Consider the following 17189-nt stretch of genomic DNA (forward strand, 5'->3'; position numbering starts at 1 on the left):
AATCACGATGGCGACCAGTCTGCTGCTTCTGCTCGACGACATTGCGACCGTTCTCGACGACGTTTCCATCCTCACCAAGCTTGCCGCCAAGAAGACCGCCGGCGTGCTGGGCGACGACCTGGCGCTCAACGCGCAGCAGGTCTCGGGCGTCAAGGCCGAGCGCGAGCTGCCGGTGGTGTGGGCGGTGTGCAAGGGCTCCTTCATCAACAAGGCGATCCTGGTGCCGGCGGCGCTGGCCATCGGCACCTGGCTGCCCTGGCTGGTGACGCCGCTCCTGATGATCGGCGGCGCCTTCCTGTGTTTCGAGGGCTGCGAAAAGCTCGCGCACAAGTTCCTGCACAAGGACGAACACGCGGCCGACACGGCGCGCCACGAGCATGCGGTTTCCGACCCCGGCGTTGACGTGGTCGCGGCCGAGAAGGACAAGATCAAGGGCGCGGTGCGCACCGACTTCATCCTGTCGGCGGAGATCATCGCGATCACGCTGGGGACGGTACAGGGCCAGCCCTTCGTGACGCAGTTGAGCGTGCTGGTCGGCATCGCGCTGGTCATGACCGTCGGTGTCTACGGCCTGGTGGCGGGCATCGTGAAGCTCGACGACGCCGGGCTCTATCTGAGCCAGCGCGAAGGCGCGGGCTCGCGAGCGCTCGGCCGCGGCATCCTCGCGGCGGCGCCCTGGCTCATGAAGGCGCTCTCCATCGCCGGCACCGCCGCCATGTTCCTGGTCGGCGGCGGCATCCTGGTGCACGGCGTGCCGGCCCTGGGCCATGCGGTCGAGGCCTGGGCGCTGAACGCAGCCAGCCTGGTCGGCGGCCTCGGTTCGATGGGCGCCAATGCGGGCGTCGGCATCGTGGCCGGCGCGATCGTGCTGGGCGTGGTCGAGCTCGTGAAAAAAGCGCTCAAGAAGCGCTGAGTTCCTGGCCGGCCCCGGCCCCGGCCACGCGGCGCGCGATCGCCTCGACGCCTTCGTCCGAAAGGTCGTCGACGCGCAAGACCTGCCGTTCGTCCCAGCGCGCGAAATGGCTGGCCTGCGACCGCTTGTAGGCCGGGTCGTAATGCAACGCGGTCAGCTCCGCGAACAGCGAGGGCAGGTTGCGCTCGGCGGCCCATTGCTGCCAGCGCGCGATCACGACCTTGCCGTGCAATTCCTTCAGCATGGCGAGCTGGCGCGAAAGCGCCTCCGGGTCGTCGCCGAGGTAGGCGTAGTCGCGCAGCAGGTAGGCCAGGCGCGCTTCGGGCGTGGCGTCGATCTCGATCACGCGGCTCGCGCGCATGCGCTCCATCAGCGCCGTGGGTACGTTGAGGCGGCCGATGCGGCGGCTCTCGCCCTCGACGTAGAGCGGCTTTTGCGGATCGATGCGGTCCAGCAGCTCGGCGATGCGCGTCTCGAAGGCGGTCTGCGAAGGTTGCGGCACGCCGGGCAGGGCGCCGAGCAGCGAGCCCTTGTGGGCGGCGAAGCCTTCGAGGTCGAGCACCTGCTCGCCCTGTGCCGCCATGGCCTGCAGCACACGCGTCTTGGCGCTGCCGGTGGCGCCGCACAGCACGCGCAGCTCGAGCCGCGGGCACAGCGTTTCGATCCGCGTGATCACGTGGCGGCGCCAGCTCTTGTAGCCGCCGGCGAGCTGCTGCGCGTCCCAGCCGACGAGGCGCAGCCAGGTCGTCATCGAGCCGCTGCGCAGGCCGCCGCGCCAGCAATAGATGAGCGGCTTCCAGTCGGCTGGCCGGTCGGCGAACTGCGCCTTCAGGTGCCGGGCGATGTTCGCGGCCACCATGGCGCCGCCGACCCGGCGCGCTTCGAAGGCGCCCTGTTGCTTGTAGAGCGTGCCGACAATGCGGCGCTCTTCGTCGTCCAGCACCGGGCAGTTGATCGCGCCGGGGATGTGGTCGATCGCGAACTCGGCCGGCGAGCGCGCATCGATGAGCGTGTCGAAGCGTTGGCGGTCGCCCACGCGCACCGGGTCGCGCATCAGCGGCCTCCGGACTTTTTCGCGCGCTGGAACAGGTCGACCGCGACCAGCGCCACGCCGAGCACCAGCGCGAACCAGCCGACCACGTAAGCCCCGCCTATCGTCTCGCGCCAGGCGGGCGACTGCAGGAAGTGCGGCGCGAGCAGCACCGCCGCGCCGATGAGGATGCACATGAGGCCGCGCTCGAGCATGCGCGGCGCTCTGGGGGATCTGGAAGCCATGCCCGAGTTTACGGGGCGGCACTGCGCACCAACTTCGGGCGATCCACGCCGATTCCGTGAATTATTTCCTTAGGACATGTAAACCTAAGAACTACATTCTTAAGTATTCATTTTCATAAGAAAGAAGCGCATGAACCGCGTTTTCCGGGTGGTCTGGAGCCCCTCGCAAGGGATCTGGGCCGTGGCCTCCGAACTGGCGCGCGGCGTTGGCAAGTCGAGCACGAAGGCGCCCGCCTTGGCCATGGTTCTGTTGGGCCTGGTCGGCACTGCCGCCGCCGATTGCGCCAGCGGCGGCAGCAACACCATCACCTGCACCGCCGGCACCCCGCAGACCTTCGTCGTCATCGGCGGCTACGACGCCACGCCCGGCGGCTCGGTGGACGTGCAGCAGAACGCGGTGATCAGCACCGTCGACCTGCCCGCCATCAGCATGGGCGACAACGGCACGATCCTGATCCAGCGCAATGCCACGGTGCAGAACCACGCGGCGGGCAGCGCCAACGGCCACTACGGCACCGGCGCCAACACCATCGAGTTCCGTTCGGGCAACACGCTCACGATCGAGCAGGGCGCCAAGCTGCTGTCCAACGGCACCGCCTACAACGCGGAAGCCGTCAACGCGCACGGCAGCGGCAACCTGATCGTCAACCACGGCGAAATCCGTTCGCAGGCCGGCGGCGCCGCCATCTGGTTCGAATCGTCGACCGGCGCGAACACGGTGATCAATGGCGAAACCGGCGTCATCGAATACCAGGGCGGCGCGGGCAACATCATGGGCGTCGCCGGCACGATGGCGATCGCTTTCACCAATCAGGGGCGGCTCGTCGGATCGCTGAACTTCGCCAATGCGAACGACACGTTGAACGTCTACACCGGCTCGTCGATCACCGGCAGCATCAACGGCGGCGGCGGCAGCAACCTGCTGACCCTGAACGGCAGCGGCACCGACACCTTCGCCCAGACGCTGTCGAACTTCCAGACGCTGGTGAAGAACGACAGCGGTACCTGGACCTTCACCAACGCGCTGCCCGGTTCGGGCATCACCAGCACGCGGGTCGCCGGCGGCACGCTGATCCTCGGCGCCAACGCCAGCAGCTACACCGGCAGCATGACGGTGGATGCGGCCGGGATCCTGCAGACCAGCGCGCAGTTCGCGCCGCTGGCCATCACCGACAACGGCCTGGTGCGCTTCGCGCAGCCCGATGATGCGAGCTACACCGGGCTGCTGTCCGGCACGGGCGGCATCGAGAAGACCGGTGCCGGCAGGCTCACGCTCACACTCGACCAGGCGATCACGGGCACCACCACCGTCAGCGCCGGCACGCTGGAATTGGGCAACGGCGGCACGAGCGGCAGCGTGGTGGGCGACATCGTCAACAACGCGACGCTGATTGCGAACCGCTCGAACACGCTGAACCTCGCCGGCGCCATCAGCGGCAGCGGCGCGCTGCGCCAAGTGGGCAGCGGCACCACGGTGCTCTCGGGCGCCAGCAGCTACAGCGGCGCGACCACGGTCGCGGCGGGCACCTTGAAGGCGGCCGCGGCCAACACCTTCAGCGCTGCTTCCGCGCACACCGTGGCCTCCGGCGCGACGCTCGATACCGCAGGCTTCAACCAGCGCATCGCCTCGCTGAGCAATTCGGGCACCGTCAACCTGCTGAGCGCCGCCGCCGGCAGCACGCTCACCGTGACCGGCGCCTACATCGGCAACGGCGGCGTGCTGAAGCTCGGCACGGTGCTCGGCGGCAGCAACAGCCTGAGCGATCGCCTGGTGCTGAGCGGCCCGGGCGCCAGTGCGAGCGGCAAGACCACGGTTCGCATCACCAACCTCGGCGGTCTCGGCGCGCAGACCACCGGCAACGGCATCGAGGTGGTGAGCGCGCGCAACGGCGCCACCACCACCGCTCAGCGCACGCGCGACGCCTTCGCGCTGGCCAATGGCCACGTCGATGCCGGCGCCTTCGAGTACCGCCTGTACGCGGCCGATGTCCAGGGCGCAGGCGAGAACTGGTACCTGCGTTCCGAGACGACCCTTGCGTCCCCGGTGGCGCCTGTCAATCCGGACGCGCCCACCAGCACGACCGCGGACACGACCGTCAAACTGGCCCTGCCGCTGGTGACCGTGCCGACCTACCGCGCCGAAGTCCCGCTCTTCGCGGCACTGCCGGCGCAACTGCGCCAGGCCGACCTCGGCATGCTGGGCAACCTGCACCGCCGCATCGGCGACGAGGCGGCCCCGGCGGCCGGCGACGCGCCGCGCCGCGCCTGGGCCCGTGCCGTCTACGGCGACCTCGATATCGGCCAGGACAGCGTCGCTCGCGCGCACAGCCGCGGCCACGTGAGCGGCCTGCAGGCCGGCACCGATCTGCTCGCCGCCGGCAACTGGCGCGCCGGCCTCTACGTCGGCTTCCTGGACGGCGGCGCCGATGTGAGCGGCAATGCGCGGGGCACCCTCGGGCGCGTCGGCAGCACCGACTTGCAATCGCGCTACCTGGGCGGCTACGCCACCTGGATGGACGCAAGCGGCCTCTATGCCGACGCCGTGCTGCAGGCCGGCCGCCATCGCACCACCGTGCGCCCCGACGGCAACCCGAACGCATCGGGCAGGGCCGAGAGCCTGACGGCCTCGATCGAAGCCGGCCAGTCCTTCGCCCTTTCCGAAAGCTGGCGCATCGAGCCGCAGGCGCAGCTGATCTATCAGCGCGCCCACTTCGACGATGTGCTGATCGGCGGCGCGACTGTGCGGCAGCACGCCGACGGCGGCTGGATCGGCCGCCTGGGCGTGCGCATCAAGGGCGAACTCGCCACCGGCGTCGGGCGGCTGCAGCCCTATGCGCGCGCGAACCTGTACCGCGCGAGCGGCGGCACGGATGTCGCCGAGTTCATCGGCCCGGCGGCCACCACGCGCATCGCGAGTGCCGCCGGCTACAGCTCGGGCGAAGTGGCCGGTGGCTTCGCGCTGGCCGTGACGCCGGCCACCAGCGTCTACGGCGAAGTGGGGCGCGTCTTCGCCCTCGGCGGCGAGGCACGGGTGAAGTCCTCGGTGCAGGGTTCGGTGGGCGTCAAGCTGCGCTGGTAGGCGGGTTTTCGCGCGCCGGCGGCGCGTGGCGGTGTTTGGGTTCAAATATCGCTTCCGCGACCACTCGCCATACCGCCGACCATGGGATCCATCCGCCATCGCCTCCTCGCCGCTTCCGCACGAACCATCGCCCCTTTTCTGCTGACCGTCGCCGCGACGGGCGCAGCCGCTCAGCAGCAGGATGCGGACCGCTTCCCCGCGGCCGCCATGGGCTTCCTCGGCACCGAGCTTCCCGCGATGGATGCGGCCATCGCCAACAAGGACCGCGACTACTTCGAGGATGCGATGGGCCGCATGCTCGACTTCTCCGACAGCTGGGGCTTCAAGACGCGCGCCAATCCGGCGCTGGCGCGCTATCCGATGTGCACCGAGGCGGTGACCGATTTCCTCGTCGTGGGCCTGTGCCGCTTCAAGCTCTCGGCCGACACCTGCCAGCCGACGCTCACCACGAACTTCAACACCAACCTGCAGCGCTGCCGCGAGCTGGCCGCGCGCAACTGAAGAAAAGGCTGCGCTATGGACTACGCCCGCTACCAGACCCTCGCGATCACGCGCCGCGGCGAAGGTGGCGCGGTGCTCGACATCCAGATGCGCGCGCAGAACGGCAAGCTGCCCACTGCGGGCCATGACGGCCACCGCGAGCTGGCCGAGATCTGGCGCGACGTGTCGGCCGACGACACGGTGCGCTGCGCCGTGCTGCGCGGCGAGGGCATGGGCTTCTCGGGCGGCGGCGACCTGGCGATGGTCGAGCAGATGAGCACCGACGACGCCACGCGCGTGCGCGTCTGGAAGGAAGCGCGCGACCTGGTCTACAACCTCGTCAACTGCGACAAGCCGATCGTCAGCGCGATGCACGGGCCGGCCGTGGGCGCCGGCCTGGTGGCGGGCCTGCTGGCCGACATCTCGATCGCGAGCAAGAGCGCGAAGATCGTCGACGGCCACACGCGGCTGGGCGTCGCGGCCGGCGACCATGCGGCGATCGTCTGGCCCCTCTTGTGCGGCATGGCGAAGGCCAAGTACTACCTGCTGCTGTGCGAACCCGTGAGCGGCGAGGAGGCCGAGCGCATTGGCCTGGTCTCGCTCGCGGTGGAAGAGGCCGAGCTGCTGCCGCGCGCCTACGAGCTGGCCGACAAGCTGGCCGCCGGCAGCCAGAGCGCGATCCGCTTCACCAAGTACGCGCTCAACAACTGGCTGCGCCTGGCCGGCCCGAGCTTCGACGCCTCGCTGGCGCTCGAGTTCATGGGCTTTGCGGGGCCCGACGTGCGCGAGGGCGTGGCTTCGCTGCGCGAGCGCAGGGCGCCCAGGTTCTCTTAGGCGTTCCTGAGCCCCTGCACGGTCTGCAGCAAGGCCGTGCGCGCCTGGCCCAGCACCATGCCCTTCCATTCGTCGTTGTCGCAATAGAAGGCGTCGCGCAGCTGCTGGCGAATGGCGCGCTGCTGTTCGGCCGGCGCTTGCGCGTGACTGCGCAGCCAGGTGTCGGCACGCAGGCGATTCAGCACTTCGAGGTCGGGCAGGGTGCCGAACTCCAGGCCCATCAGCGCCACGCTGGCCTGCGGGCATTCGTCGTAGACGGCCGAAACCACCGGCCCCGACACGTCGGCCGAGGCCGACTGGCCGTCGAAGGGCGCGAACACGTCGGCGCCCCACCAGGCGCGCGCCTGGGCGAGGCCGTCCGGGCGGCCCGGGTAGATCTTCTCGCCGTGGCCGTAGGGACCGAGCCCGGTGTGGATGTCGATCCAGCCGATGTGCGTCGCGGCGGCGCCGAACTTGCGCAGGATGCCGCGCATGGTGCGGTTGCTCCATGACGGCGCCTTGCCGCCATAGAACACGCCGTCGGGCGCGACGTACTGGCCGGTCGTGACGGCGGCGCGCCAGGCGCGCATGCCGTGCTTGTCGATGTAGGCGGCCATCGCCGCCTCGTCGTCGGCGCTGGGCGGCCAGGTCGCCGGCAGCACGAAAGGCTCGACCTCTGCGTAAGCTTCATTGACCGGCAGCGGCGCATCGAAGTCGATGTGGTTGCGGTTCAGGTCGATGTTGTCTTCGTTGGTGCGGTGCAGGTGCGAGAAGCCGTGCGGATTGACCGCATGCACCAGCAGCAGGCCGATGCCCGCCTGCTTGAGGCGCGAGAGCAGGTCGTCGTCGTGCAGCGTCGCGATCTGGCAGCCCGAGCCGCAGAAGCCCTCGGGCCCGTGTGTCCCGGAGCTGACGATCAAGAGCCTGGCCGCGCCGGGCGTGCCGAGGTAGGCCGTGTCGGCCGCCAGCGTTTCGCCCAGGGCGCCGCGATGGGTTTCGAGCACGAAGGATTCGAGGGCCGCGCCGCGCGCCGCGGCGGCATCGAGGAACTTGCGGCGGGCTTCGGCGTAGGTGCCGGAGAAGTATCGAGCGGCAGCGCTGCTATGCACGGGCAGTCCTTGAAGAGGGCTCGGCATCCGGCCGGTGGGCCGAGGCGTCGTCGATGTCCTTGCCGGTGAAGTCCTTGAGCCAGAGCAGGCCGAGGAACGACACCAGCGTCATTCCCAGCAGATACCAGGCCGGCGCCAGCTTGCTGCCGGTGGCGTTGACCAGCCAGGTGCTGACGAAGGGCGAGAAGCCGCCGAATATCGAAACGCCCACGCTGTAGACCAGCGACATGCCGCTCGCGCGCACGTGCTTGGGAAACATCTCGGGCAGCATCGTGATGGCGGGCACGGTCTGCACCACCAGCGCGATGCTCAGCAAGCCCACCACGGTGAACAGCACGGCCGGCGTGGGCGAGAGGTTGAGCCACAGAAAGCCCGGATAGATCAGCACCATCATCGCGATGCGGCCCCAGACGATCAGTCGCTTGCGGCCGGCGCGATCGGACAGGAGGCCCACCAGCGGCGCGAGCCCGAAGGACAGGAGCCCTGTGAGCGCGGCGCCGAACAGCGCCACCGTCGGCGGCAGGCCCAGTTGGCGCACCGCATAGGTGGGCATGTAGAAGGTCACGACATAGGCGGCCGCGGTGCCGCCGGTGATGGCGAGGATGGCCGACAGCACGGTCTTCCCGTGCTCGCCGCACACTTCGGCGAGGCTGCTCCTGCGCGGCGCCGCACCGGCCGCCGGCTCGGCCTTGACGTCGAGCGATTCCTCGAGATGGCGGCGGATGTACATGCCCACCGGCGCGATCAGCATGCCGATGACGAAGGGCACGCGCCAGCCCCAGCTCTCCATGCCCTGCGGCCCGAGCGCGAACGAGAGCCCGCCCACCACCGCGGCGCCGAGCAAGATGCCCAGGCCCTGGCTCGCGAACTGCCAGCTCGCCAGGTAGCCGCGGTTGGCCGGCGTGGCGTGCTCGACCAGCAAGGTGGTGGACGCGCCCACCTCGCCGCCGGCCGAGAAGCCCTGGATCAGCCGCGCCAGCACGATGAGCACGGGCGCCGCGACGCCGATCTGCGCATAGGTGGGCGCCACCGCGATCATTGCGCAGCCCAGCGCCATCAGGAAGATGGTCAGCGTCATCGCCTTCTTGCGCCCGGCGCGATCGGCATAGGCGCCGATCACGATGCCGCCCAGCGGCCGCATGATGAAGCCGACGCCGAAGCTCGCCACCGTCAGCAGCAGCTGGCCGTAGCTGTCGAAGGTCGGGAAGAAGAGCTTGCCGATCACCAGGGCCAGGAAGCCGTAGACGGTGAAGTCGAAGAACTCGAGGGCGTTGCCGATGGTGGTGGCGACGATGGTCCTGCGCCGGCTGATCGGCGTGATGGGAGAGGTCACGAGAATTCCTGTTCTTGTTGGCGCGTCGCGCCGGATGCTAGCAGCCGATGGCGACAAGCGCCGCAGGCAAGGCACACTCGCGTCATCCAATCCCAAGCCAGACCCTTCATCATGTCCCTTGCCCCCATCGAAATCGAAACCGGCCCCCACCCCACCGCCACCGTGCTCCTCATGCACGGCCTCGGCGCCGACGGCAACGACTTCGTGCCGATCGCCAACGAGCTCGACCTGTCGGCCGTCGGGCCGGTGCGCTTCGTGTTCCCCAATGCGCCGGTGATTCCGGTCACCATCAACGGCGGCTACCGTATGCCGGCCTGGTACGACATCGCTGCAGCCGATCTCGTGAAGCGCGAGGACGAAGCCGGACTGCGCCGCTCGCAGGCCGCGATCGAGGCGCTGATCGCGAACGAGAAGGCCCGCGGCATCGCGGCCGGCCGGATCGTGGTCGCCGGCTTTTCGCAGGGCTGCGCGATGGCGCTCCTGACCGGGCTGCGCCATGCCGAGCGGCTGGCCGGCATCGTCGGCCTGTCGGGCTACCTGCCGCTGGCCGCGACCACGGCCGCCGAGCGCCATGCGGCCAACCACGACACGCCGGTCTTCCTGGGCCACGGCACGCGCGACGGCGTGGTGCAGATCGAACGCGCCCGGGCCTCGCGCGATGCGCTGGCCGCGCTCGGCCATGCGGTCGAATGGCACGAGTACCCGATGGAGCACTCGGTGTGCATGGAAGAGATCGCCGATCTCAACCGCTTCCTGCTGCGCGTGCTGGGCTGAAGATCAGCGCGTGAATGCGCCGTCGTCGAAGGCTTCGCCGTAGGCCTTCCAGTCGGCGGCGACATCGGCGGCGCAGTCCCGCGACGCATCGAGCAGCGGCTGGCGCCACTTGCGGCTGTGGCCATGGGCGACGAGTTCGTCGGCGATGGCCGAGCCTTGCCGCCCAGCGCTGCGCAGCTGGCCCCACGCGACCATGCGGCCCATGGTGCGCAGCACCTGCTCCAGCGTCTTCAGCTTCTGCGCCGAGCGATCCAGTGTCACGCGGTCTTCCGAAGGCTGCAGGTGGCGCAGCACGAAGGGCGCGCGGCCCATGCGCAGCGGCTGCAGCAGGCCGGCCGACACCGCCTGCACGCGCTGCTGCAGCGCCACCGCGCGCTGGGCTTCGTTCTTCCATGCCGGCTGGGTTGTCTTCAGGTGCGCCAGCAGCGAAGAGGCGTTGACCTGCTTCAGATCGAGCAGGCCGTTGCCGCCGGGCGAGCCCTTGCCATTGACGAGGATCACATAGCGCTCCACGCCCAGGCTGCCGGTGCCGGCGATGCGCCGCGCCACATCGAGCACCCGGTAGTAGTCCGGGTTCGGCTGCTTCTCGGCGAAGCTGCGGATGGCTTCGGTGACGCTCGCGCGCTGCTCGCGGCTCGCGGGCAGCGCTTTCTTGCCGTCGGTGCGCAGCTTGCGCCGGAACCGGCTGCGCTTGCCTCCTGTGCGTTTGAGCTTGGTGCGTTCGTCGAGGAAGGGCACGCGCTTGCGCTCGCGCAGGCCGCGCAGCAGCGCGCCCACCAGCCCGTCGGCCGTGTCCCGCTCGACCCAGCGCACCTCGCCCTGCGCCAGCGTCTCGGCGTAGGCGTCGAGGAAAGCGCGGCACAGCTGCTGCGCTTCCTGGCGACGCAGCGAGAGGGTGGCGGCGCCGACGCGCACGCTGGCCAGGAAGCGCACCAGGTCCCAGGCGGTCGGGGCGAGGGCGGACTCGTCGAAGTCGTTGATGTCGAAATACACCAGGCCGTTGTCGCCCTTGAAGCTGCCGAAGTTCTCGAGGTGCAGATCGCCGCACACCCAGCCGAGCGGCGAGGCGGGCAGGACGCCGGGCGCGAGGCGTTCGTAGAAGCGGTGGCAGCTGCCGCGCAGGAACACGAAGGGGCTCTTGCGCATGGCCTCGTACTTCATCTGCAGGCGCTCGGGATCGCGGCCCGCATTGAATGCCTGTACGCTGCGCGCGACGTCGATCATGGTTTCCCCTGAGTCGCCGGAGGGATGGCCGGCACCGTCGCGGGGTATAGCAGAAACGGCGTTTTCGCTTCAAATACCGAGGCGAGCAAGCCGTTCGCGGCCGTGCTACCTTCCGCCCCACAAAGATTCACGGGTCATAACGACATGAGCAAACTGCACGAGCGCCTGGGAGCGCTCACACCCGCGCGACTGAAGGGAGTCCGTAGAGGCATCGAGAAGGAGAGCCTGCGTGCCCAGCCCGACGGCACGCTGGCGCTGACGCCGCATCCGGCGGCGCTCGGTTCGGCGCTCACCCACCCGCACATCACCACCGATTTCAGCGAGTCGCAGCTCGAGCTCATCACCGGCGTGCACACCGACGTGGAGGCCTGCCTGGCCGAGCTCACGCAGGTGCACCAGTTCACCTACCGCGTGCTTCATGAAGCCGGCGACGAACGGCTCTGGGTCTCGAGCATGCCCTGCGGCCTGCCGGCCGACGAGACCATTCCGATCGGGCGCTACGGCGCCTCCAACGTGGGGCGCGCCAAGAGCGTCTACCGCATGGGCCTGAGCCACCGCTACGGCCGGCGCATGCAGACCATCTCGGGCATCCACTACAACTGGTCGCTGCCCGAGGTGTCGAGCGAGCAGTACTTCGCGCTGATCCGCAACTTCCGCCGCCACGCCTTTTTGCTGCTCTACCTGTTCGGCGCCTCGCCGGCGCTGTGCTCGAGCTTCGTGGCCGGGCGGCCACACGAGCTACAGCCGCTGGGCGAAGGCAGCATGCACATGCCGCACGGCACCTCGCTGCGCATGGGGCGGCTGGGCTACCAGAGCGAGGCACAGGCCTCGCTGGCGGTGAGCTACAACAGCCTCGACGGCTACGGCGCCTCGCTGCAGGACGCGCTCACGCGGCCCTGGCCGGCCTACGAGGCGATCGGCATCCGCAATCCCGGCGGCGACTACAACCAGCTCGCCACCAGCCTGCTGCAGATCGAGAACGAGTTCTACGGCACCATCCGTCCCAAGCGCGTGATCTACCCCGGCGAGCGGCCGCTGCATGCGCTGCGCGAGCGCGGTGTCGAGTATGTGGAAGTCCGCCTGATGGACCTCGATCCCTTCGAGCCGATCGGCATCGCCGCGCCCACCATGCGCTTTCTCGACGTGTTCCTGCTGCATTGCCTGCTGGCCGACAGCCCGCCCGACACGCGCGAGGAGATTGCCGAGCTGGCCCACAACCAGCACCTCACGGCTGCACGCGGCCGCGAGCCCGGCCTCAAGCTGCAGCGCGGCGGGCGAGACGTTGCGCTCACCGAATGGGGCGCCGAGCTGCTGGAGCAATTCGGCCCGATCGCCGCCGCGCTCGACGCCGCGCACGGTGGCACCCGGCATGCCGAAGCGGTGCGCGCGGCAGAGAAAGGCCTGGCCGACCCGGCCACCCTGCCTTCTGCGCGCGTGCTCGAGGCGATGGCGCGCGCGCACGACAACTCCTTCATCAGCTTCGTGCGGGCGCAGTCCGAACGCACGCGCACCGAGCTGCTGGCCTTGCCCTTTTCCGCCGAAGAACGCGCGAACTTCGAACGCATGACGCAGAGTTCGATCGATGCCCAGAAGGAGATCGAGGCGAACGACAGCATGCCCTTCGAGATCTACCGCGAGCAGTACGTCTCGCCGGCGCGCCTGGGCTTCAAGAACCACTGGGCGGAAATGCCGCCGCTCGCCGTCAGCCAGCCCGCGGCCTGGTGAGGCGGAACAGGTTCTTGGGGTCGCCCGCGGACGGCACGAGCGCGATGTCCTGTCCTGCGCCATGCTGCAGCGCGAGCGCGTGGATCAGGCGCAGCGCGGAGTAGTCCTCCAGCGCGAAGCCCACCGAGTCGAACACCGTCACCTGGTCCTCGCTCTGCCGGCCGGCCTCGGCGCCGGCCAGCACGCGCCACAGCTCGACCACCGGAAAATCGGCCGCCATCTGCTGGATCTCGCCCTCGATCCGGGTCTGCGGCTCGTACTCGACGAACACGCGCGCGGCGCGCAGCACTTCCGCATGCAGCTCGGTCTTGCCCGGGCAGTCGCCGCCGATCGCGTTGAGGTGCATGCCGGGTTCGAGCATCTCGGGCGTGACGATGGTGGCGCGCGCCTTGCGCGCCGTCAGCGTGCTGACGATGTCGGCGCCGCGCACCGCTTCGGCGACGCTCGCGGCACGCCGCACGCGCAGGGCCGGCCAGGCCGCCAGGTTGCGCTCCAGCTTGTCCATCGCCTGGGCGTCGATGTCGTAGATCCGCAGTTCGTCGATGCCCAGCAGCGCGTGGAAGGCCAGGGCCTGGAACTCGCTCTGGGCGCCGTTGCCGATGAGGGCCATGCGGCGCGATCCCGGCCGCGCCACGGCCTGCGCGGCCAGGGCCGACATGGCGGCGGTGCGCAGCGCGGTGGTCAGCGTGAGCTCCGACAGCAGCACAGGCAGGCCGGTCTGCACCTCGGCCAGCACGCCGAAGGCCATCACCGTCGGCAGGCCATGGGCCGTGTTGCCGGGGTGGCCGTTGACGTACTTGAAGGCGTAGCGCTGTCCGTTCGACACCGGCATCAGCTCGATCACGCCGAGCGCCGAATGGCTGGCCAGCCGGGCCGACTTGTCGAACTCGGGCCAGCGCAGGAAATCTTCCCTGATGGTGTCGGCCAGCGCCTCCAGGAAGCGGGATGTTCCGAGGGCCTGAACCAGGCCGGAAAGCGCCTGGACATCTACGAAGCGTGTTGTTGCCATGCTTATTGAAGAACTTCCGTGCTAATCGGGTAGGTCTATGCCTACCTGCATTGGCCGAGATGGCTCACCGCGGCGCTGAAATCGCAGCTCATCATGACATCAAGCATCCATATTCACATGTGCCCCCAATGACAACGAAGACCTATCTGGTCGAAGACAACGCCGTGATTCGCGAGAACCTCGTCGGATTCCTCGAAGACATTGCCGATGCCACCGTCGTCGCCCATGCGAGCGGGGAGGCCGAGGCGGTGGACTGGCTGCGCAATCATCGCGACAGCTGGGACGTGGCCATCGTCGACCTGTTCCTAGACCAGGGCAACGGCCTTGGTGTCGTCAGTGCCTGCCGCGAGAGGGCCAGGCATCAGAAGGTGGTGGTCCTGAGCAACTACGCGACGCCCGACATGCGGGCGCGCACCAAGGCGCTGGGCGCCGACGCCTTCTTCGACAAGTCGGCAGAAATCGAACTGCTGCTCGACTACTGCGAGAAGCTGAGTCGCCGCAACGACTGAGGCCCGGCTTCCGCCCTGGCGGAAAAATCGCTCTTGACCTAGAGTGCGCTGGAGCATTTCCAATGGTTTCGCCGGGTCGTCCGGTGAACACGGGAAATACGCCATGAACGCCATCGAGAACAAGAGATTCATCCAGGGCATCCACGCCGAGCTCGCCAAGGGCAACGGCAAGCCTTTCGTCGACAGCCTCGCCGAGGACTTCAGCTGGATCATGAAGGGGCGCACGTCCTGGTCACGCACCTACAAGGGCAAGCAGGTCGTGCAGAACGAACTGCTCAAGCCCCTGTACGCGCAATTCGAAGGCCGCTACCTCAACACGGCCGAGCGCTTCATCGCCGAAGACGACTTCGTGGTCGTGCAGTGCAACGGCGAGGTCGCCACCAAGCTCGGCAAGCGCTACGACAACCAGTACTGCTTCATCTACCGGCTGGCCGGCGGCAAGGTGATCGAGCTCACGGAGTACCTCGACACCGCGCTCGTCGACGAAGCGCTGGAGGCGCCGGCGCGTGCCAGGTAGCGCCTTTCGCATCGGCGAGCTGGCCACGCGCACCGGCCGCAGCGTGCATGCCATCCGCTGGTACGAGGCGCAGGGCCTGGTGCCCGGCGTGGCGCGCGACGAAGGCGGGCGGCGCGTCTACGGCGAGCTGCACGTGAGCTGGCTCGACCTGATGGAGCGGCTGCGCGCGACCGGCATGTCGATCGCCGAGATGCGCGAGTACACCGCGCTGGTGATGCAGGGCAGCCGTACGCTGCGCCAGCGCCGCGACATGCTGGCCGGCCACCGCGAGCGCGTGAACGCCACCATCGCCGAATGGCGGCGCGCGCTGACGCTGGTCGACAAGAAGATCGACTTCTACGATGCCTGGATGCAGACCGGCCAGCGGCCGCCGCTGATCCCGGCCGACACGCCGCGCGCCGTGCGCAAGAAGGCGCTGCCCGCGCCCGCGATCAGGAAGCGATGAAGCTGGCGCTCATTCGACGACCGCGCCGCCGTCCTTGCGGATCGATTCGCGCCCGTGCTTGCTGAGGCGGCCCAGCGCGCTGTCCAGTGCGCGCTTGAGCTTGTCAGCCGCGCCGCGGAAAGCCTCGTCGAGATTCGGCGCGTGCTGCGTCACGGCCACCGGCTGATGGCGCGCGAGGCGCGCCTCCATCGCGCAGCGCTTGTCGCCGCCGCCGCTGGCATCATGGTTCTGGTCGCTCAGGTGCACTTCGACCCGCGTCACGTCGGCCGCGAAACGGCTCAATGCATGCCTGATCTCCTCATTGGCCCAGCGTTCCAGGGCATCCTTGTTCTCGACGCCGTTGCTGGTGTTCACTTGTATCTGCATGTCAGGTACCTTTCGCGCTCATCTGCTGATGAACAAGACCGACTTTGCGCCCAACCCAGGCTCCGTGCGTAAGCATTTGGAGCATGCGACCGAAGGAGTTTCCAAGTCATGCCCTCCGTGCCCGACCTTTCCGGCGGTGTTGCCTTCGTACGCGGCAACTACGTGCCCATCGCCGAGGCCGCCATCCCCATCACCGACTGGGGCTTTCTGCGCTCCGACGCCACCTACGACGTGGTCACTGTGTGGGAAGGCGCCTTCTTCCGGCTCGATGCGCATCTGGAGCGCTTCATGTGCAGCTGCGAGCGCTTCCGGCTCGACCCCGGCCTCACGACGGCGCAGATCACCGAGGTGCTGACCGAATGCGTGCGCAGAAGCGGCCTGCGGAATTCCTATGTCGAGATGATCGTCACGCGCGGCCAGCCGCCCTGGGGCTCGCGCGATCCGCGCCAGGCGGTCAATCGCTTCTACGCCTTCGCCGTGCCCTTCGTGTGGATCGCCAACGAGGTGCAGCGCGAGCGCGGCCTGCACCTGAAAGTGAGCGAGGTGCAGCGCATCCCGGCGAGCTCGGTCGATCCGAAGGCCAAGAACTACCACTGGAACGACCTCACCATGGGCCTCCTGGGCGCGCTCGATGCGGGCGCCGACACCGTGGTGCTGACCGATGCGGCCGGCAACGTGGTCGAAGGTCCGGGCTTCAACGTCTTCTGCGTGCGCGGCGGTACCGTCGTCACGCCGAAGGACGGCGTGCTCGAAGGCATCTCGCGGCGCACCGTGATCGAGATCGCAGAGACGCTCGGCATGCGGGTCGAGCTGCGTGACCTGCCGGCCGAGGAGTTGCGCAGCGCCGACGAAGCTTTTCTGAGCACCTCCGGTGGTGGCGTGCTGCCGGTGACGCGGGTGGACGACCAGGTGCTGGGCGACGGCGTGCCCGGCCCGGTGACGCAGCGCCTGCTCCAGACCTACTGGGACTGGCACCGCGACCCGGCCTACAGCCGGCCCATCGCCTACGGCCGGTGAATCAGGGCAGCGAGACCCGGTTCAGCGTCGCCGGATCGCCCACGATGCTCTTCACCGTGCCGCCCGGCTCGAACATCACCTGGTATTCGGCCCAGGTATCGAGCCAGTAGCGCCACACGGGGGCGTCCAGCTTCGGGTTCTCGCTGCTGACGGGGTAGCCCAGCGCCATCAGCACCTGCTCGCGCGTCATGCCGGGCGTCACCTTCATCGCCGCGATGGCTGCGCGCGTCTTCTCCGGGTAGCCGACCAGCTTGATCTTCGGGTCCTCGGTCACGACATAGCGCTGCCCGAACGCGGTGGTCGGGATGTCGCGGCTGTAGTCGTTCTTGAGCCGTTGCGGGCGGCCGCCGATGTCCAGGTCGACCCAGCGGAAGTCGTAGCCGGTGATGCGCGCGGGAGTGCCCGCGGCCACGATGCTCATGCCCTGCTCGTCGTAGTTGATGTCGCTGATCTGCTTGCCGTAGCTGCGCATGTTGCAGCACAGGTAGCCCTGGATCATCGGACCCTGCGGCGGCGCAGGACGCTGGGCGTGAGCGGCGGACAGGGGAAGGGTGGCCGCCAGGACGGCGGCCAGGGCGAAGCGCTGGAACATCGGAACTCC

At 68.9% G+C, this 17189-nt stretch carries 18 protein-coding genes; 10 read left to right on the forward strand and 8 right to left on the reverse strand.

Annotation, left to right across the window (positions count from 1 at the left end; all coding sequences use genetic code 11):
• Window positions 1-7 precede the first annotated feature (7 nt).
• Window positions 8-913, forward strand: a complete 906-nt coding sequence (locus tag BLS74_RS01210; RefSeq protein WP_093102289.1) for a DUF808 domain-containing protein — start codon at window positions 8-10, stop codon at window positions 911-913.
• Here the strand turns inward: BLS74_RS01210 and mnmH are convergent.
• Together mnmH and BLS74_RS01220 are read right to left on the reverse strand one after the other, a co-directional pair.
• A complete protein-coding gene (mnmH, locus tag BLS74_RS01215) occupies window positions 900-1967 on the reverse strand; it encodes a tRNA 2-selenouridine(34) synthase MnmH (RefSeq protein ID WP_093102290.1) in 1068 nt (355 codons plus the stop codon). The two genes, BLS74_RS01210 and mnmH, sit on opposite strands and share 14 nt — an antisense overlap.
• Window positions 1967-2188, reverse strand: coding sequence for a hypothetical protein (locus BLS74_RS01220; RefSeq protein ID WP_093102292.1), 222 nt, complete (start codon window positions 2186-2188; stop codon window positions 1967-1969). The genes mnmH and BLS74_RS01220 overlap by 1 nt, the downstream gene beginning before the upstream one ends.
• A gap of 130 nt (window positions 2189-2318) precedes the next feature.
• On the opposite strand from BLS74_RS01220, the gene BLS74_RS01225 reads away from it, so the two are divergent.
• The 3 genes from BLS74_RS01225 to BLS74_RS01235 all read left to right on the forward strand — a co-directional run bounded on the left by BLS74_RS01225 (window position 2319) and on the right by BLS74_RS01235 (window position 6581).
• Entirely contained in the window at window positions 2319-5267 is a 2949-nt protein-coding gene (locus BLS74_RS01225; protein WP_093102293.1) for an autotransporter outer membrane beta-barrel domain-containing protein, read from the forward strand.
• An 81-nt stretch (window positions 5268-5348) separates the two neighbouring features.
• The gene (locus BLS74_RS01230) at window positions 5349-5768 is read left to right on the forward strand and encodes a hypothetical protein (protein WP_093102295.1); all 420 of its coding nucleotides are present in this window, start codon (window positions 5349-5351) and stop codon (window positions 5766-5768) included.
• 15 nt (window positions 5769-5783) lie between these two features.
• Window positions 5784-6581, forward strand: a complete 798-nt coding sequence (locus tag BLS74_RS01235; RefSeq protein ID WP_093102296.1) for an enoyl-CoA hydratase/isomerase family protein — start codon at window positions 5784-5786, stop codon at window positions 6579-6581.
• Here BLS74_RS01235 and BLS74_RS01240 read toward each other — a convergent pair.
• Together BLS74_RS01240 and BLS74_RS01245 are read right to left on the reverse strand one after the other, a co-directional pair.
• Window positions 6578-7696, reverse strand: coding sequence for a M14 family metallopeptidase (locus tag BLS74_RS01240; protein WP_093102298.1), 1119 nt, complete (start codon window positions 7694-7696; stop codon window positions 6578-6580). The genes BLS74_RS01235 and BLS74_RS01240 overlap by 4 nt on opposite strands.
• Complete coding sequence (locus BLS74_RS01245) at window positions 7662-9002, reverse strand: MFS transporter (protein ID WP_244503702.1); 1341 nt, start codon at window positions 9000-9002, stop codon at window positions 7662-7664. Before BLS74_RS01245 ends, BLS74_RS01240 begins: the two co-directional genes overlap by 35 nt.
• 111 nt (window positions 9003-9113) lie before the next feature.
• Between BLS74_RS01245 and BLS74_RS01250 the strand changes: the two genes are divergently transcribed.
• Window positions 9114-9776: an alpha/beta hydrolase gene (locus BLS74_RS01250; protein WP_093102299.1), complete on the forward strand. Its 663-nt coding sequence runs from the start codon at window positions 9114-9116 to the stop codon at window positions 9774-9776.
• Between the two features lie 3 nt (window positions 9777-9779).
• Here the strand turns inward: BLS74_RS01250 and BLS74_RS01255 are convergent, their stop codons facing one another.
• Entirely contained in the window at window positions 9780-11000 is a 1221-nt protein-coding gene (locus BLS74_RS01255) for a DUF2252 domain-containing protein (protein ID WP_093102301.1), read from the reverse strand.
• 144 nt (window positions 11001-11144) lie between these two features.
• Between BLS74_RS01255 and gshA the strand changes: the two genes are divergently transcribed.
• A complete protein-coding gene (gshA, locus tag BLS74_RS01260) occupies window positions 11145-12725 on the forward strand; it encodes a glutamate--cysteine ligase (protein WP_093102302.1) in 1581 nt (526 codons plus the stop codon).
• On the opposite strand, the gene BLS74_RS01265 is transcribed toward gshA, so the two are convergent.
• Window positions 12703-13734 carry an ornithine cyclodeaminase gene (locus BLS74_RS01265; RefSeq protein ID WP_093102304.1) on the reverse strand — a complete coding sequence of 344 codons (1032 nt, stop codon included), beginning with the start codon at window positions 13732-13734 and terminating at the stop codon, window positions 12703-12705. The genes gshA and BLS74_RS01265 overlap by 23 nt on opposite strands.
• 128 nt (window positions 13735-13862) lie before the next feature.
• On the opposite strand from BLS74_RS01265, the gene BLS74_RS01270 reads away from it, so the two are divergent.
• The 3 genes from BLS74_RS01270 to BLS74_RS01280 all read left to right on the forward strand — a co-directional run bounded on the left by BLS74_RS01270 (window position 13863) and on the right by BLS74_RS01280 (window position 15205).
• A complete protein-coding gene (locus BLS74_RS01270; RefSeq protein ID WP_093102305.1) occupies window positions 13863-14243 on the forward strand; it encodes a response regulator in 381 nt (126 codons plus the stop codon).
• Between the two features lie 103 nt (window positions 14244-14346).
• Window positions 14347-14760, forward strand: coding sequence for a nuclear transport factor 2 family protein (locus tag BLS74_RS01275; RefSeq protein WP_093102307.1), 414 nt, complete (start codon window positions 14347-14349; stop codon window positions 14758-14760).
• Window positions 14750-15205 (forward strand): MerR family transcriptional regulator, encoded by a 456-nt coding sequence (locus BLS74_RS01280; RefSeq protein ID WP_093102308.1) that lies wholly within the window; start codon window positions 14750-14752, stop codon window positions 15203-15205. Before BLS74_RS01275 ends, BLS74_RS01280 begins: the two co-directional genes overlap by 11 nt.
• Before the next feature lie 9 nt (window positions 15206-15214).
• Here the strand turns inward: BLS74_RS01280 and BLS74_RS01285 are convergent, their stop codons facing one another.
• Entirely contained in the window at window positions 15215-15571 is a 357-nt protein-coding gene (locus BLS74_RS01285; protein WP_093102310.1) for an HPF/RaiA family ribosome-associated protein, read from the reverse strand.
• Between the two features lie 108 nt (window positions 15572-15679).
• Here BLS74_RS01285 and BLS74_RS01290 point away from each other — a divergent pair, with 108 nt between their 5' ends.
• The gene (locus BLS74_RS01290; RefSeq protein ID WP_093102311.1) at window positions 15680-16588 is read left to right on the forward strand and encodes an aminotransferase class IV; all 909 of its coding nucleotides are present in this window, start codon (window positions 15680-15682) and stop codon (window positions 16586-16588) included.
• A gap of 1 nt (window position 16589) precedes the next feature.
• Here the strand turns inward: BLS74_RS01290 and BLS74_RS01295 are convergent, their stop codons facing one another.
• Window positions 16590-17180: an outer membrane protein assembly factor BamE gene (locus BLS74_RS01295; protein ID WP_093102313.1), complete on the reverse strand. Its 591-nt coding sequence runs from the start codon at window positions 17178-17180 to the stop codon at window positions 16590-16592.
• Between the last annotated feature and the right edge of the window lie 9 nt (window positions 17181-17189).

The organism is Variovorax sp. CF079, from assembly GCF_900101545.1.
Classification (GTDB): Bacteria; Pseudomonadota; Gammaproteobacteria; order Burkholderiales; family Burkholderiaceae_C; genus Variovorax.

Bases quoted from the DNA above. Each gene is read 5' to 3' on its own strand.
- BLS74_RS01210 (WP_093102289.1), top strand. From the start codon at position 8: ATGGCGACCAGTCTGCTGCTTCTGCTCGACGACATTGCGACCGTTCTC.
- mnmH (WP_093102290.1), bottom strand. From the start codon at position 1,967: ATGCGCGACCCGGTGCGCGTGGGCGACCGCCAACGCTTCGACACGCTC.
- BLS74_RS01220 (WP_093102292.1), bottom strand. From the start codon at position 2,188: ATGGCTTCCAGATCCCCCAGAGCGCCGCGCATGCTCGAGCGCGGCCTC.
- BLS74_RS01225 (WP_093102293.1), top strand. From the start codon at position 2,319: ATGAACCGCGTTTTCCGGGTGGTCTGGAGCCCCTCGCAAGGGATCTGG.
- BLS74_RS01230 (WP_093102295.1), top strand. From the start codon at position 5,349: ATGGGATCCATCCGCCATCGCCTCCTCGCCGCTTCCGCACGAACCATC.
- BLS74_RS01235 (WP_093102296.1), top strand. From the start codon at position 5,784: ATGGACTACGCCCGCTACCAGACCCTCGCGATCACGCGCCGCGGCGAA.
- BLS74_RS01240 (WP_093102298.1), bottom strand. From the start codon at position 7,696: ATGCCGAGCCCTCTTCAAGGACTGCCCGTGCATAGCAGCGCTGCCGCT.
- BLS74_RS01250 (WP_093102299.1), top strand. From the start codon at position 9,114: ATGTCCCTTGCCCCCATCGAAATCGAAACCGGCCCCCACCCCACCGCC.
- BLS74_RS01255 (WP_093102301.1), bottom strand. From the start codon at position 11,000: ATGATCGACGTCGCGCGCAGCGTACAGGCATTCAATGCGGGCCGCGAT.
- gshA (WP_093102302.1), top strand. From the start codon at position 11,145: ATGAGCAAACTGCACGAGCGCCTGGGAGCGCTCACACCCGCGCGACTG.
- BLS74_RS01265 (WP_093102304.1), bottom strand. From the start codon at position 13,734: ATGGCAACAACACGCTTCGTAGATGTCCAGGCGCTTTCCGGCCTGGTT.
- BLS74_RS01270 (WP_093102305.1), top strand. From the start codon at position 13,863: ATGACAACGAAGACCTATCTGGTCGAAGACAACGCCGTGATTCGCGAG.
- BLS74_RS01275 (WP_093102307.1), top strand. From the start codon at position 14,347: ATGAACGCCATCGAGAACAAGAGATTCATCCAGGGCATCCACGCCGAG.
- BLS74_RS01285 (WP_093102310.1), bottom strand. From the start codon at position 15,571: ATGCAGATACAAGTGAACACCAGCAACGGCGTCGAGAACAAGGATGCC.
- BLS74_RS01290 (WP_093102311.1), top strand. From the start codon at position 15,680: ATGCCCTCCGTGCCCGACCTTTCCGGCGGTGTTGCCTTCGTACGCGGC.
- BLS74_RS01295 (WP_093102313.1), bottom strand. From the start codon at position 17,180: ATGTTCCAGCGCTTCGCCCTGGCCGCCGTCCTGGCGGCCACCCTTCCC.